This window comes from Nonomuraea sp. CA-141351 (genome assembly GCF_050944675.1).
Classification (GTDB): Bacteria; Actinomycetota; Actinomycetes; order Streptosporangiales; family Streptosporangiaceae; genus Nonomuraea.
The window spans coordinates 7,922,722-7,937,705 of sequence record NZ_CP191982.1 but is presented as its reverse complement, the minus strand read 5'-3'; the positions used below and the strand labels follow the sequence as shown (position 1 = coordinate 7,937,705).

Annotated in this window: 11 protein-coding genes; 7 read left to right on the top strand and 4 right to left on the bottom strand. The window is 71.0% G+C overall.

What is annotated here, in order from left to right:
- The first annotated feature begins 204 nt into the window (after positions 1 to 204).
- From ACQPWU_RS37445 to ACQPWU_RS37430, 4 genes are all read left to right on the top strand, one after another.
- Positions 205 to 879 carry a GntR family transcriptional regulator gene (locus tag ACQPWU_RS37445; protein WP_433430160.1) on the top strand — a complete coding sequence of 225 codons (675 nt, stop codon included), beginning with the start codon at positions 205 to 207 and terminating at the stop codon, positions 877 to 879.
- A 283-nt stretch (positions 880 to 1,162) separates the two neighbouring features.
- Positions 1,163 to 2,146 (top strand): sporulation protein, encoded by a 984-nt coding sequence (locus ACQPWU_RS37440; protein ID WP_433430159.1) that lies wholly within the window; start codon positions 1,163 to 1,165, stop codon positions 2,144 to 2,146.
- Positions 2,147 to 2,344: 198 nt separating this feature from the next.
- Complete coding sequence (locus tag ACQPWU_RS37435) at positions 2,345 to 3,301, top strand: ArsR/SmtB family transcription factor (protein ID WP_433430157.1); 957 nt, start codon at positions 2,345 to 2,347, stop codon at positions 3,299 to 3,301.
- Between the two features lie 122 nt (positions 3,302 to 3,423).
- Complete coding sequence (locus ACQPWU_RS37430; RefSeq protein WP_433430156.1) at positions 3,424 to 5,487, top strand: alpha/beta hydrolase-fold protein; 2,064 nt, start codon at positions 3,424 to 3,426, stop codon at positions 5,485 to 5,487.
- On the opposite strand, the gene ACQPWU_RS37425 is transcribed toward ACQPWU_RS37430, so the two are convergent.
- Together ACQPWU_RS37425 and ACQPWU_RS37420 are read right to left on the bottom strand one after the other, a co-directional pair.
- Positions 5,459 to 6,937 (bottom strand): Nramp family divalent metal transporter, encoded by a 1,479-nt coding sequence (locus ACQPWU_RS37425; protein WP_433430154.1) that lies wholly within the window; start codon positions 6,935 to 6,937, stop codon positions 5,459 to 5,461. The two genes, ACQPWU_RS37430 and ACQPWU_RS37425, sit on opposite strands and share 29 nt — an antisense overlap.
- 81 nt (positions 6,938 to 7,018) lie before the next feature.
- On the bottom strand, positions 7,019 to 7,141 hold the full coding sequence (locus tag ACQPWU_RS37420; protein WP_433430153.1) for a hypothetical protein: 123 nt from the start codon (positions 7,139 to 7,141) through the stop codon (positions 7,019 to 7,021).
- Between the two features lie 83 nt (positions 7,142 to 7,224).
- Between ACQPWU_RS37420 and ACQPWU_RS37415 the strand changes: the two genes are divergently transcribed.
- A complete protein-coding gene (locus ACQPWU_RS37415) occupies positions 7,225 to 7,617 on the top strand; it encodes a hypothetical protein (RefSeq protein WP_433430152.1) in 393 nt (130 codons plus the stop codon).
- Positions 7,618 to 7,766: 149 nt separating this feature from the next.
- Here ACQPWU_RS37415 and glgC read toward each other — a convergent pair whose 3' ends face one another.
- Positions 7,767 to 9,002, bottom strand: coding sequence for a glucose-1-phosphate adenylyltransferase (gene glgC, locus ACQPWU_RS37410; protein WP_360711235.1), 1,236 nt, complete (start codon positions 9,000 to 9,002; stop codon positions 7,767 to 7,769).
- A 158-nt stretch (positions 9,003 to 9,160) separates the two neighbouring features.
- Between glgC and glgA the strand changes: the two genes are divergently transcribed.
- Entirely contained in the window at positions 9,161 to 10,333 is a 1,173-nt protein-coding gene (glgA, locus tag ACQPWU_RS37405) for a glycogen synthase (protein ID WP_433430151.1), read from the top strand.
- A 198-nt stretch (positions 10,334 to 10,531) separates the two neighbouring features.
- Here glgA and ACQPWU_RS37400 read toward each other — a convergent pair whose 3' ends face one another.
- Positions 10,532 to 11,533, bottom strand: a complete 1,002-nt coding sequence (locus ACQPWU_RS37400; protein ID WP_433430149.1) for a TrmB family transcriptional regulator — start codon at positions 11,531 to 11,533, stop codon at positions 10,532 to 10,534.
- 91 nt (positions 11,534 to 11,624) lie between these two features.
- Here ACQPWU_RS37400 and ACQPWU_RS37395 point away from each other — a divergent pair, with 91 nt between their 5' ends.
- The gene (locus ACQPWU_RS37395) at positions 11,625 to 14,969 is read left to right on the top strand and encodes a S8 family serine peptidase (protein ID WP_433430148.1); all 3,345 of its coding nucleotides are present in this window, start codon (positions 11,625 to 11,627) and stop codon (positions 14,967 to 14,969) included.
- Positions 14,970 to 14,984: the final 15 nt, after the last annotated feature.

Below are 14,984 nucleotides of genomic sequence, written 5' to 3'. Positions count from 1 at the left end.
GTCCCGGCGAGCGTCGCGCCAACGGCGCCCGCCGCTTCCGTCCGGTCCGTGCGTGGTGAGCCGGCATCACCGGTGTGGCCCGTGTCCGCGGGTCACACCGGACGGCTCTCTGGTACGGATCTCCCTTCGTGAACCGTAATTGACGTGACTGTAACGGAAATGTCGGTCATATACGAGATGCGATGTAGGATATCTTTCGTGGTCATGAGCAGCGTGTCACTGGTCTTCGGCGGGCAAGCCAAGACGATGTCCTCGCGGGGCACGGTCGTCCTGGAGGCGATCAAGCACGCGATACTGACCGGCGCGCTCCAGCCCGGACAGCCCCTGGTCGAGACCGACCTGGCCCAGCAGCTCGGCGTGTCGAAGACGCCCGTACGCGAAGCTCTGAAGACGCTGGCGGGCGCCGGCCTGGTCACCATGAGCGAATACAAGGGCGCATCCGTGCGCACGGTCGACACCGCGCTGATGGAGTCGGTCTACGACCTGCGCCTGCTGCTGGAGCCGGAGGCGGTCTCCCGTACGGTCCAGCGCGGCGCCGACCTGACCCCGGCCGCCGACGCGCTGGGCCGCGCCGACGCGGCCGCCGACCGCGCCGACCGCAGCCTGGCCAACCGGGACTTCCACCGTGCCCTCTACGCCGGCTGCGGCAACCCCCTGCTCGTCTCCACCCTCGACTCCCTGCGCGACCAGACCGCACTCATCTCCGCGGCGGCGTGGAGCCGCGCGGCCACGTGGGAGCGCGAGGCCGAGGAGCACCGCGACATCCTGCACGCCGCCCAGTCCGGCTCGCCCGCGGAGACCGCCGGCCTGCTCCGCGACCACATCTGCCGCTTCGTCGACCGCGTCCTGACCAACGGCGGCCTCACTCCCTCCCCCTGACCCACTCCGCCGCCCCCGGGACGCGCCGCTGTATGCCTGGACGCGTCTTCCACCGCGCCACCTGTGCCGGGACGCGCCGCCCGCGCGCTTGCGGCCGCCGCCTCGGGATGCGCGCCGGGAAGTCGAGCGGGCTCAGGCGCAGGGCCGGGAGGCCGTGAACGGGTGCGAAGGCGGACGACGCGTTCCCCGCACGCGCGCAGGTGCCGTGCCCCGGAACTCGGGTAACCGCGCGGATCGTTAGCCCAGCGGCACACAACCGATCTTCGACAGGGAGTACAGAGTCGTGGTCTTCAAACGGATGCTGGGTGCTTTCGGCGTAGGCGCGCCCTCGGTGGACACCGTCCTGTCCACCCCGAGGACCCAGCCGGGCGGGACGGTGCGAGGGGAGGTACGGCTCAAGGGCGGCGACTTCGACGCCGAGATCGAGCACATCACCCTCGGCCTGGTGGCCCGGGTGGAGATCGAGCACGGCGACGGCGAGCACGGCGGGCTCGGCGAGTTCGCTCGCCTCCAGGTGTCCGGGCCGTTCACGCTGCGCCAGGGGGAGGAACGCGTCGTCGGCTTCGAGCTGCCGGTGCCGTGGGAGTCGCCGATCAGCGAGATCGGCGGGCAGCCGCTGACCGGGATGGCGGTGGGCGTGCGCACCGAGCTGGCCATCGCCAAGGCCGTCGACAAGGGCGACCTCGACATGGTCGCCATCGAGCCGCTGCCGTCGCAGCTGCGGATCCTGGAGGCGTTCCTGGGGCTCGGGTTCGGCTTCCGGTCGGCCGACCTGGAGGCGGGCCACCTCTACGGGGTGCACCAGCAGCTGCCGTTCTACCAGGAGATCGAGTTCTACCCCTCCGGCCGGTACGCGGGCCTCGTGGGCGAGGTCGAGGTGACCTTCGTGGCCGATCCCGCCGGGCTGGAGGTGGTGCTGGAGGCCGACAAGCGGACCGGGCGCTTCTCGTCGAGCGACGCCATCGGCCGCTTCCACGTCAGCCACCAGGACGCGCTCCGCACGGACTGGGAGGCGGAGCTGGGCCGCTGGCTAGACGGCCTGGCCCAGTACGGGCCCGGGCACCACGGCGGGCACCACGGGCCGGTCCACCACGACGGTCACTACGGCCCGGGCCATCACGGCGGGCACTACGAGGAGCACCACGCTGGCCCCGGCTGGGGGACGGTGGCCGCCGCCGGCGCGGCGGGCCTCGTGGGAGGCATCGTGGCGGGCGAGGTCGTCGAGGAGATCTTCGAGGGGGACGAGGACGAGGGCGACGACTGGTGATCCCTCAGCGCGCTGCGGCGGCCGGTGAAGCCCGGCCGCCGTGGCGCGTGCCCGGCCGGCCGGGAAGCGCACGTCAACCCTGCAAGCGGGCTTCAAGTCAGGGGAAAGCGTCAGGAATAGGTTCGGACATCGTTACCTGATCGAGTCCGACCTGAAGGAGCCGACGTAATCAGCACCACTGTGTGGAGCGAACTGCGCATGACCTCCACGCCGCAGCTGTCCATCTCGATCTCCCCGCACCTGACCGCCCTCGCCATGATCGCCGACGCCCTCGCCGGCCGCCGCCGCGGCCTGCCGGAGCTCTGGCGCAAGGCGATCAGCTCGCGGGTCGGCAGGCAGGGACACCAGGCCGTACGCCCCCTCGCCGCCCCCGGCTACTCGGTGGTCCCCGACAGCCTCGTGCCACGCACCCCCATCAGCGGGGACGTCTCCATGCAGGCCCAGATCGACGCCCTGCGCGACCTCCCGCCCGACAATCTGATCAAGGATCTGGAACAGGCGTTCGGCCGCGGACCGCTGCCCGCCCACTGGCGTCCGGCGGCCGAGCGGCCCGGTCGCTGGCTGCACGGCTACGCGAGCGCCCTCGCCGACGTCTGGAGCGCCACCGAGCCCCTGTGGAGGCGCGCCCGCGCCCTGCTGGACAGGGAGGTCCGGCGCGTCGGCGTGGCCGCCGTCCGCGGCGGCCCCGAGCTGCTGCTCGGTGCGCTCAACAACCGCATCGTGTCCGGCGAGCGCGGGCTGCTCATCGCCGACGTGGAGTCGAGCACGTACGAGCTGGGCGACCGGAGGATCGTCCTGGTGCCGATGCTGGCGGGCAAGGACGCGGTCATCGTCAGCCTCGACCACGAGGAGGCGGTCTGGATCGCGTACCCGGTGCCCGGCGCGCAGACACTGTGGCGCCGGCCCGTGGCGCCGGCGCTCGACGAGTTGTCGGCGCTGGTCGGGCCGGTCCGCGCGGACCTGCTCGCCGCGATCGGCCAGCCCATGACCATGAGCATGCTGGCGGCCGGCATGCAGGTCGCGCCCAGCAGCATCACGTACCACTGCGACCGGCTGAGCGCCGCCCGGCTGATCAGCAGGGAGCGGCGCGGCCGGGAGGTGTGGATCACCCGCACGGAGCGAGCGGAGGAACTGCTGGAGTTGTTCCGCCGCTGAGAGGGGCGCGCGCCGGGCAGGACCCGGCGCGCCCCGCAATGGTTGACACCGCCGCACCTTCACCACGAAACTCTCCCGAAACACCGCAAGGTGCCTACGGTAAACGTTTACAGGAGCGGCCGATGCCCAAACCCCGCTGGATCGCCGTGCTCGCCGTCCTCGCGTCACTCTCCCTGCTGGCCGCGCCCGGCGAGACGGAGGTGCGGCAGGGTGGCACGCTCACCACCGCTTCCGCCCCTTCGCAGGTGCTGGGCGAGAACATCGCCTACAACGTCTACCTCCCGAGCGGCTACGACCGGAGCAGCGATCGTCACCCGGTTCTCTACCTCCTGCACGGCCGGGGCGACACCATGCAGGCCTGGACCCGGGTCAAGACGGTCCTGGACGACATGATCCGGACCAAGCGCATCCCGCCCGTCATCGCCGTCATGCCGGACGCCCCCTGGAGCGAGCGCGGCAGCTGGTACGCCGACTCCCGCTACACCGGCGCCGACCTGCCCGGCAGGCCGGTGGAGACGGCGTTCACCAAGGACCTGGTCGCGCATGTGGACGCGACGTACCGTACCGCGCCCATCAGGGAGGCCCGCCTGGTCGGCGGGTACTCGATGGGCGGCGCGGGCGCGCTGCGGTTCGCGCTCGCGCATCAGGACCTGTTCAGCGCCGCCGCCGTCCTGAGCCCGGCCGTCTACACGCCGCTGCCGCCGTCCGACTCCTCGGCCCGCGACTACGGGGCGTTCGGGAAGGACGGTGAGAAGTTCTCCGACGAGGTCTACCGGGAGCTCAACTACCCGGCGCTGCTGCCGAAACTGGACCCCGACCTGCCGGTGCGGCTGTTCGTGGCGGTCGGCGACGACGAGTACGCCAACCCCGACCCCGCCGACGCCCATCACGACCTGGACTTCGAGTCCGCGGCCCTCTACAACGCCGCCAGGCGCTCGCCGGCGATCTCCGCGCAGCTGCGCGTCATGGACGGCGGCCACGACTGGACGGTCTGGACGCCCGCCTTCGAGCAGGCCATGGCCGAGCTGGGCCCGGGCCTGAGCGTCACGCCTGCGACCGGCCTGCCCGCCCCGCTGTACGGCACGCCCGGCACCGACTGGGCCGGGGGAGTGGCGGCCCACGCGGACGGCTCCCTGACCATCGGGTACGCGGCCGGCGGCAACGCGGTGCTCACCCGTCCCGGCGGCTGGACCAAGCAGCTCGCCACCCCGGCGGACGAGCGCCTCTACGGCGTGGCGGCCCTGCCGGACGGCGGCGTGCTGGCGGCCGGATACACCAAGGGCGACCTGGACGGGCGGCACGCGGGCAACACCACGGACGACGCCTTCGTGGCCAGCCTCGACGCGAGCGGGACCGTCCGCTGGATCACCCAGTTCGGTGTGGCCGGCGTGGCCGACCGCCTCTACGCGCTGACGGCCGCGCCCGACGGCGGCGCGTACGTGGCGGGCTACACCAAGGGCGCGCTGGACGGCGCGAGCAGCGGCGACAAGGACACGATCCTCGCCCGCCTCACCCCGGGCGGCGAGATCTCCTGGATCCGCCAGTACGGCGGCACGGGCGAGGACAAGGCCTACGGCATCGCCGCGGACGCCTCGAACGTCTACGTCACCGGCAGCGCGAGCGCCGCCCTCCCCGGCACGACCGGCCCGGGCGGCTGGCTGGCCGCGTTCGCCACGGACGGCACCAGGAAGTGGGCGACCACAGCTGGGAGCACGGCCGACGACCGGCTGAACGCGGTGGCCGTCACCACCACGGGCCTGGCCGTGGCCACCGGCCGCAGCGGCGGCGACGCCTACACCGCCGCCTACACCAGCCAGGGCAAGCAGCGCTGGCAGCACACCCTCGCGACAACCGCCGCCGACGAGGGCGCCGCCGTAACCCCGCTGGCCGGCGGCGAGGTCGAGGTCGCCGGTTACACCCGGGGCCGGGTGAGCGTCCAGGCGGGCGGCGCCGACGTCCTGACACTCCGCCTGGACGGCAAGGGCCGGCAGCTCGCCGCCGCCCAGCTCGGCACCGCCAGGGACGACGCCGTGGAACCGTTCGCTGAGCCCAACCTGTACGCCACCACGACTCCGTCAGGAGAGGTGGCGATCAGCGGCCTGACCTACGGCACCCCGAAGGGCGGCGCCGCGCCGGGCAACGGCGACGTCTTCCTGGTCAGAACGTCACCAGCGGATCTCCGATGAAGTCCGCGATGAAGTTCACGAAGAAGAACCCGAAAAAGAGGAAGTTGAGCACGAGGATGACGTAGTGCCACGGGCGCGGGCGGGCCGGGCGCGGCAGCTTGCTGTTCAGATACATGAGCAGGAACGGATAGATCAACGCGCCCAGGTTCGACATGTTGGCCGACCACTCCACCAGCCCGACCGGCAGTGACTGGAAGATGATGATCGAGATGGCGGCCAGCAGCAGGATCATGAACGGGTAGTAGAACCGCCGCGGGTCCCCTTCGATCAGGGCGCGCAGGCGCGGGCTGCTGGCGTTCGCCGCGTCGGTCGTCACGCGTACCATCGCCTCGAAGATGCCGAGCTGCGTGGAGAAGAGGATCAGCACGCCGACCACGAGCGCGACGTAGAAGCTCACCTGCCCGTAGTGGTCACCGAGCACGCTCGCCACGAACGTCGGCACGTTCGCCCGCGTCGGCTTCTCCCCGGCCATCGTGACGGCCTGCGCCATGAGGATCGTGGGCAGCAGCATGCCGAGGATGGCGCCGACGAAGAACACGCCCCACATGTCGATCAACAGCAGCCGGTACCACCTGCGCCACAGGCTCCGGTTGCGCTCGTCGTCGGGGAAGGTGACGCCGCTGGCCAGGATCTCGCGCCGCTCGCCGCGCAGGCCCGAGATGTAGCCGACGCGGTGGCCCATGCCGTAGCCCTTGTCGCGGTAGTGGCCCATGACGTACCAGTTCAGGCCCGAGGCCAACGCGGTGAACCCGGCCAGGGCGCCGAGCTGGGTCGCCGTGATCCCGGCGGGCGGGGCGGCCGGGGTGAGGAACCCGCGGATGCCCTCCCACCACTGGCTGAACGGCACCACGAGCAGGTCGACGGCCAGCAGGGCGAGCAGGATGGTGCCGACCATCACCCAGTTGGCCAGTTCGAGCGCGCGGCTGACGCGCTTGGCGCCCGCGGTGATGAGGAACACCAGCACCAGCAGGGCGACGGCCCACCAGCGCGGCTCGAGGTCGTCGGCCGCCGGCGGCACGCCGTGGACCAGCGCGTAGACGCCCTGACCCGCCGACGCGGCCCACCCGCCCGCGACGAACGCGAAGATCACGATGAGTACGGACAGCGGCACCCAGAGGGGCCAGCCCGGCGGCACCCGCCCCCAGCCGACCACCGGCGTCTCCCCGGTCGCGAGGACGTACCTCGAGCACTCCACGTTGTAGAACGTCTGGAGCAGCGCCGACACCACGATCACCCAGCCGACGCCGACGAACCCGTACTGCCCCACGTTCAGGGGCCCGAGCAGCCACTCGCCGCTACCGATCGAGATGCCGAGCGCGATCAGGCTCGGACCTACGGCGTACTTGAACAGTTCCTTGGTGCCGATCCTGGAGACCTTGAAGACCTCTTCCGGCGTGGGCAGGTCGGTGACTTCGAGATCCGGTCGGCTGACTCCGAGTGGGTGCGACATCTCACTGCCTCCTGCCGCCAGCGTGATCCTCAACGCCGGCGGCTTCAAGGCCCAATTTCCATACAGAATGCGGAATACAGCTCAGGCGTACTGGAGGCCGGCCTTGACGATGCGGCCGCCGATCACCTCGTTGTCCGCCCATGCGCGGATGGCGTCGCCCCCGCGGATGCTCCGGTCGACGTGGACGATCTCGGCGTCCGGCACAAAGGCGGGCGCGCCGTTACCCGCGTTACGGACATCGCTTCTTACAGTAGTGATGTCGTCACTTCATGGTTACAGGGGGGATCATGAAAGGTAAGCTCCTGGCAGCAGGCGGTGTGCTGATCACCGGTGCCGCGCTCTTCGGTCTGGCCGGCCCGGCCGGCGCCGAGGCCGGTCCCTGCGAGCTGAGCGAAGCCGACGTATCGCACCCGCTGTGGGCCGGCGACTTCGGCGTCGATGCCGAAGCCTGCGCCGACCTCACCAGCACGAGCCGCCCGATCACCTACGACGCCATCCCGTACGACGAGGAACGCAACGACGACTGGTACCGCACCGGCCGGGGCCGCGAACCGTACGTCGCCATCGACACCGCCCCGGCCCAGATCCATCTCTACCGCTGGCCCTGGCAGCGCAGCTGGGTCAGCCGGTGGGGCAGCCCCGCGTGGAGCGCCGGCAGCGCCTGGGATGACGGCGGCTAGGCCCGTCCCGTCCGCCACCGGCGGTTAGTCCGGCGTGAGCCCGGGGCGCGCTACGGCGTGCGCCGGGCTCATGTCACGCACGCAGCCCGTCCCGGCTACCGCTGCCGGACGAGGCCGGTACGCCCCGAGCGCGCCAGGACACGCGGCCGCTAGCGGTCGACGATCTCGTTCTTGCCGATCACGACGACCCCGCCCCGGGTCAGCGCGAACCGGGTGCGGTCGTACTCGAGGTCGAACCCGATCCTCGCCCCGTCGGGGATCACGACGTTCTTGTCGATGATCGCCTTCCGGACGACGGCGCCCCGGCCGACCTTGACGTTCTCCATCAGCACGGAGTCCTCCACCAGCGAGTGCGAGTGGAGCACCACCTTGGGCGACAGGATCGACCTGATCGCCGTGCCGCCGGAGACGATCACGCCGGGCGAGACCAGCGAGTCGATCGCCCGCCCCACCCGGTCGCCCTCGTTGTGCACGAACTTGGCCGGAGGCAGCGGGTCGTGGCCCGTGAAGATCGGCCACTTGTCGTTGTAGAGGTTGAAGATGGGATGCGCCGAGATGAGGTCCATGTGGGCCTCGTAGTAGGCGTCGAGCGTCCCCACGTCGCGCCAGTAGCCGCGGTCGCGCTCGCTGGAGCCGGGCACGATGTTGTTGGCGAAGTCGTACACGTCGGCCCCGCCCGACTTGACGAGCATCGGGATGATGTTGCCGCCCAGATCGTGCTTGCTGGTGGGATCGAGGGCGTCCTCCCGCAGCGCGTCGATCATCGACTGCGTCTTGAACACGTAGTTGCCCATCGACGCGAACACCTCGTCGGGCGAGTCCGCCAGCCCCACCGCGTCCTTCGGCTTCTCCCTGAACGCCACGATCCTGCGCCCCTCAGGATCGGTCTCGATCACCCCGAACTGGTCGGCCAGCGACAGCGGCTGCCTGATCGCCGCCACCGTCACGTCCGCGCCCGAGTCTTCGTGCTGCTCGACCATCTGCCGGGGATCCATCCGGTAGATGTGGTCGGCCCCGAACACGATCACGTGCTCGGGCATCTCGTCGTAGATCAGGTTGAGGTTCTGGAACAGGGCGTCCGCCGAACCCGAGAACCACCGCGGCCCGAGCCGCTGCTGCGCGGGCACCGGGGTCACGTAGTTGCCCAGCATCGCCGACAGCCGCCAGGTGCGCGAGACGTGCCGGTCCAGGCTGTGGTTCTTGTACTGCGTCAGCACGACGATCTTCAGGAAGCCGCCGTTCGCCAGGTTCGACAGCACGAAATCGACGAGCCGGTATATCCCCCCGAACGGCACAGCCGGTTTCGCCCGATCCGCCGTGAGCGGCATGAGCCTCTTGCCCTCTCCACCTGCCAGCACGACCGCGAGCACCCTCCGGGACTTCATGTCCAGGACGCTACCCTCAAATGGCCGATCTATCGACGAAACCCGGCATGGAGAACTTCCTTCGTGTCCAGATTTGTTGTGCAATGCACGATCGGGAGCTCCTGATCTTCGGCTTGTCGATGTGGTCCGGGGGACACAGCCCCCAATAAGGTCGTGTCATGCGTGTTGATCTGCTCAGCCGGGAGTACCCGCCCGAGGTCTATGGCGGGGCCGGGGTGCACATGGAATACCTGGCCAGGGAGCTGCGGAAGCTGGCCGACGTACGCGTTCGCTGCTTCGGAGCAGATCGCGCCGAGCCGGGCGTCTCGGCCTACCGGGTGCCCGACGGGCTGGCCGGCGCCAACGCCGCGCTGCAGGTGCTCGGCGTGGACCTGGAGATGGCCGCCGCCTGCGAGGGCGCGGACGTCGTTCACTCGCACACCTGGTACGCCAATTTCGCCGGACACGTCGCCAAGCTGCTGCACGGCGTGCCCCACGTGATCACCACGCACAGCCTGGAGCCGCTGCGGCCGTGGAAGGCCGAGCAGCTCGGCGGCGGCTACACGATCTCGTCATGGGCCGAGCGGACCGCGCTGGCCGGTGCGGACGCGGTCATCGCGGTGTCGGAGGGCATGCGCCGCGACGTCCTGTCCGCCTACCCGGAGATCCCGCCGGACAAGGTCAGCGTCATCCACAACGGCATCGACACCGCGGAGTACGCCCCCGACTTCGCCACCGACGTGCTGGAGAAGCACGGGGTGGACCCGCGCAGACCTTACGTGATCTTCGTGGGCCGCATCACCCGGCAGAAGGGCCTGGTCCACCTCCTGCGCGCGGCGCGCTCCTTCGACAGCGAAGCCCAGCTCGTGCTGTGCGCGGGCGCCCCGGACACGCCGGAGATCGCGGCGGAGGTCACGGAGCTGGTGCGCGGCCTCGACCGCGACGGGGTGTTCTGGATCCAGGAGATGCTCCCCAAGCCCGAGGTGATCCAGCTGCTGACGCACGCGACGGTGTTCGTGTGCCCGTCGGTCTACGAGCCCATGGGGATCGTCAACCTGGAGGCGATGGCCTGCGAGACGGCCGTGGTGGCGACGGCCACCGGCGGCATCCCCGAGGTGGTGGCCGACGAGGAGACGGGCCTGCTCGTCCCGATCGCGCAGGGGCCCGACGGCACGCCGTACGACCCCGATCGGTTCGCCGCCGACCTGGCCGAGCGCGTCAACACCCTGCTGCGCGAGCCGGCGCGCGCGACGGCGCTCGGGGTGGCGGGGCGGGCGAGGGCCGTCGAGCACTTCTCCTGGGAACGCATCGCCCACCGCACGATGGACCTGTACGCGACGCTACGTCCCTGACCCCCGGCCCACGGGGTCCCATGGGAAGGAACGCCGTCGCGCGCTTCCGCCTCTCTCCCCTTGAGGACCTCAGCGCACGCCGGCGGCGCGGCCGTAGCCCGACGGTCCCGTCGCACTTCGGCTGGGGTCCCATGGAGGGAGAACGGGGCGGGGGCGTGCTGCCGCGCACTCGCCGCCGGGGTGGGATGGAGGTGGGCCTCACACCAGGCCGCGACGGCTGGCCTGTGCACCGGCCTGGAAGCGGGTTTCGGCGTTCAGCTCGTCCAGGAGGTGGCGCAGGCGGCGGCGGAGGCTGCGCGGGCTGGTACCGAGCTGGCGGGCGATGGCGTCGTCCTTCAGCCCCGCCGCCAGCAGCGCCAGCAGCCGGCGATCCTCCACGCCCAGCCCGGACATCGCTTCGCCGGCGGGGTCCGGCGCGCCAGGCTCCTGCCACAGCTCCGGACGCACCGGCAGCGCCTCCCGCCACAGGCGCTCGAACAGCTCCACCAGGGCCACCACCATGGTGGACCCCATGATCAGCACTCCGCGCGTGAGCGGCGGGTCCATGGTCAGCGGCATGACCGCCCGCCAGCGATCGACGATCGCCATCTTGAACGGCAGCTCCGGCAGGATCCGCGCCTCCTCGCCCGCCTTGATCAGTTTGCCCACCTCGTCGAACGCCCCGGCGTGATCGAAGGCCTCCGGCGTGTAGATGGTCCGGTAGCGGACGCCGTCGCGGAGCAGGCCGGTCTGCAGCGGATTGTGATAGTCCAGCACGTACGGAGGCCGGTCGAAGGTCAGCACCTCCTCCTTGGCCTCCTGCTGCAGCCGGACGTACCACCGGGCCTGTTCCTCCGGCCCCGCCAGCACCTCGAACTGGCCGCCCTCCCCAGGGTCCTGGCCGACGGTGCGGAAGGCCGCCTCCAGTTCGTCGGCCGTGTCGGTGAGCTGGTCCAGCTCGCTCTGGAGGCCGCGCACCAGCGTGCGGATCGCGGTGCCCGGGTTCGTCGCCGTCCACCGGGGCGAGCGTCCCCACAGGCGGCTGACCAGGCCCTTGGCACGGAGCCTGCTCAGCGACGACTGGATGCGCCCCGCGCTCTCCCCGCTGCGCATGACGAGCTCCTGAACGGTGATGCCGGGACAGGCCAGCACCCCGCGGTAGATCCGCTCGTCGAAGGCGCTGATCCCCACGACCTCCAGCGCCCGGCCGTCCTCAAGCATGCCCTCGATCTTGGCCACTTCCGGCAGTTGCCGCAATAGGCCACAGAAACCACCTTGTCACCAATTTTCACTGACAACTAGAAACCGGGGTGTGCTTCAGAGAAAGATCGCCATTCTGGGCGTCGTGATCACGGCCGCCATAGCGGCCGCCACGCCGGCCCAGGCGGCCCCCACCCCCGCCCCATCCATCAAGGCGAACCAGGCAGACCAGCCCGCCGCCAAGGCCGAGCCGCCCAAGACGATCACCCTCATCACCGGCGACAAGGTCACCCTCCGCCCGCTCCCCAGCAAGCAGACCCAGCTCGACGTCAAGCCAGGTCCCGGCAGGGAGAAGGTCACCTTCGTGCACCGCCGGGCCAAGGACGGGCTCAGCATCGTCCCCACGGACGCGATGCCCCTTCTGGCCGCCGGCAGGCTGGACCCGCGGCTGTTCAACGTCACCCGGCTCGCCGCGCTCGGCTACGACGACGCCGCCAGCCCGTCGCTCCCGCTGATCCTGACGTACCCCGACCAGGCCGGCGCTGCCACGCTGCGGGCCGCGGGCGGGCGCCCGCTGCCCGCGATCAACGGGGTCGCGCAGAGCGAGCCCCGCACCGGCTCGGGCACACTCTGGAAGACCCTGACCGGGCAGGCCAGGACGGCGGCGGCCGCGCCCGCGAAGATCTGGCTGGACGGCAAGGCCAAGCTCTCCCTCGACGTCAGCGTCCCGCACATCGGCGCCCCCCAGGCCTGGGCGGCAGGACAGACCGGCAAGGACGTCCCCGTCGCGGTGCTCGACAGCGGTTACGACCCGGACCACCCCGACCTCCAGGGCCTGGTCACCAAGGCCCAGAACTTCACCGACGAGCCCGACGTACGCGACCTCAACGGCCACGGCACCCACGTCGCCGCCACCATCGCCGGATCCGGCGCAGCCTCGGGCGGCAGGTACAAGGGCGTCGCCCCCGGCGCCAAGCTGCTGATCGGCAAGGTCTGCGTGCAGAGCGGCTACTGCCCCGACTCGGCCATCATCGAGGCCATGACCTGGGCGGCCGAGAACGGCGCCCGGGTGGCCAACCTCAGCCTCGGGGAGCCCGACTCTCCCGGCGAGGACCCGATCGAGCAGGCCGTCAACAGCCTGTCGGAGCAGTACGGCACGCTGTTCGTCATCGCGTCGGGCAACGACGGCCCCCAGGCCCTCGGCTCGCCGGGCACCGCCGACCGCGCGCTCTCGGTCGGCGCGTCCTACCGCGACGACGACACGGTCGCGCAGTTCAGCAGCACGGGCCCGCGCCTGGGCGACGCCGCGGTCAAGCCCGACCTGATCGCGCCGGGTGTCGGCATCGTCGCCGCCAGGGCCGCGGGCACCTCGCTCGGCGACCCGGTCGACGACTCGTACACGGCGCTGAGCGGCACGTCCATGGCCACGCCGCACGTGGCAGGGGCCGCCGCGATCGTCGCGGGGCAGCACCCCGGCTGGAAGGCCGGCCAGATCAAGGCGACGCTGATGGCCTCCACCGCGCCCGGCGACGAACTGGGCGCCTACGTCCAGGGTTCCGGCCGTGTGGACGTCGCCCGCGCCGTCACCCAACAGGTCACGGCCGAGCCCGCCACGTTGAGCATGGGAGAGCTCGAGCTGCCCGGCTCCGGGCCCAGGGAGAAGACGCTCACCTACCGCAACGACGGCGACGCCGCGGTCCGGCTGGACCTCAGCGTGACCGCCAAGGACGGCGAGGGCGCGACGGTGACGCCGTTCAAGCTCGGCACCACGGCAGTGGAGGTGCCCGCCCACGGCACCGCCCAGGTCAAGGTGACGGCCGAGCCCGGCCCTGTCGGCATCTTCAGCGGCACGGTCATCGCCAGGAACGCAGGCGTCTCCGTGCGCACCGGCATCGGCATGCGCGTCGAGCCGGAGAAACGCGCGGTCAAGCTGACCTTCACCGGCACGGACGGTCAGCCCGCCCAGGCCGCCTTCGCCGGGGTGATCGACCTCGACGCCAAGGACCAGCGCAACTACGACATCTCGAGTGGCGCGCTGGACCTCAGGCTGCAGAGGGGACACCGCTACACCGTCGTCACCCTCATGCTGGACAGCGACGGCGCCATAGTGATGGCCGCCGATCCGGAGTTCACCCTCGACGCCGACCGCACCGTCGCCGCCGACGCCCGCAAGGCCAGGACGGTGGACGTGCGCACGGAGGAGCCGACCGCGCGCCTGGCCATCGGCATGCTCGGCATGCTCCAGCTCGTCGAGGGCGAGCAGCCCCTCGGCGTGGACGTGGACCTGGCCGGCATGTGGGGCGCGGACCGCGTCGAAGGCATCAAGGCCATCCCGACGAGCCGTACGGTCAGCAAGAAGTTCGCCTACTACCGGTGGACGCAGTGGGCCAAGCCGAAGGGCGACGGCGGCTACGACGACAGCCCGTACTTCTACCACCTCATGAAGGCCGAGCCGCGCATCCCCGCCGACCCCGGCTACCGCCCGCGCCGCCGCGACCTCGCCCAGGTCACCTCGACGTACGCCACGCAGAACGACGTCAAGTTCGGCGAGCACTTCGCCCTGCCCGTGCTGTACGGGACGGAGCTGGCGTGGATGCCGTACGCCGGCGTCTCCCGCTTCCCGCTCCCGTTCCGCAGGACCGAGTACTACACGCCCGGCGACACCGGCTGGTACCCGTCGTTCATCCAGTACCAGACCCCGCCCGACGGGTGGGACGACGTGGACCAGTTCTTCTTCGGCGACACCACCGTCTACCGCGCCGGCGAGAAGACCACCGACCGGTGGAACACCGGCGTCTTCGCGGCCGCGCTCAACCCCGGCGGCGACTACAACTGGCGCGAGGAGAACCTGCTGCAGTTCTCCGCCGGGCTGTTCGAGGACAGCACGTCCGATCGCGTCTCCTACGGCGACTACGTCAACCCGCAGGCCAAGCTCTACCGAGACGGCAAGGAGATCTCCGCCGCCGGCTACCTGCTCGGCAACGTCGAAGTGCCCGCCGAGACCAAGGAGAGTGAGTACCGGCTCACCATGACCGCCGACCGCGACGCGAAGCAGACCAAGCTGTCCACGCGGGTCAGCGCCGAGTGGCGGTTCAGGTCGAAGTCGGCCGAGCCGGGCAAGCGGCAGGTCCTGCCGCTGCTGACCGTCAAGATCGGCCCCGAGCTGGACGACCGCAACCGGGCGGCAGCGGGCCACATGAGCATCCCGCTGAGCGTCCAGCGCCAGGACGGCTCACCCGGCCTCGGCCTGCGCACGCTCACCCTGGAGACCTCCTACGACGACGGCCGCACCTGGCTGCCCACGCTGGTGCACCCTTCGGGCAAGGGCGCCTGGTCCGCCGAGACCTGGAACCCGGCGAGCGCGCGCGGCAAGTTCGCCTCGCTTCGCGTCACGGCCGCCGACAGCGGCGGCAACGGCTTCACCGAGACCGTCATCAGGGCCTACGAGATCAAGTGAGTTCCGGGAGCCCCG

What these genes read in the sequence shown, in the direction of transcription:
- glgA (WP_433430151.1), top strand. Translation starts at nt 9,161, where the DNA reads ATGCGTGTTGATCTGCTCAGCCGGGAGTACCCGCCCGAGGTCTATGGC.
- ACQPWU_RS37445 (WP_433430160.1), top strand. Translation starts at nt 205, where the DNA reads ATGAGCAGCGTGTCACTGGTCTTCGGCGGGCAAGCCAAGACGATGTCC.
- ACQPWU_RS37425 (WP_433430154.1), bottom strand. Translation starts at nt 6,937, where the DNA reads ATGTCGCACCCACTCGGAGTCAGCCGACCGGATCTCGAAGTCACCGAC.
- ACQPWU_RS37400 (WP_433430149.1), bottom strand. Translation starts at nt 11,533, where the DNA reads ATGCTTGAGGACGGCCGGGCGCTGGAGGTCGTGGGGATCAGCGCCTTC.
- ACQPWU_RS37430 (WP_433430156.1), top strand. Translation starts at nt 3,424, where the DNA reads ATGCCCAAACCCCGCTGGATCGCCGTGCTCGCCGTCCTCGCGTCACTC.
- ACQPWU_RS37435 (WP_433430157.1), top strand. Translation starts at nt 2,345, where the DNA reads ATGACCTCCACGCCGCAGCTGTCCATCTCGATCTCCCCGCACCTGACC.
- glgC (WP_360711235.1), bottom strand. Translation starts at nt 9,002, where the DNA reads ATGAAGTCCCGGAGGGTGCTCGCGGTCGTGCTGGCAGGTGGAGAGGGC.
- ACQPWU_RS37415 (WP_433430152.1), top strand. Translation starts at nt 7,225, where the DNA reads ATGAAAGGTAAGCTCCTGGCAGCAGGCGGTGTGCTGATCACCGGTGCC.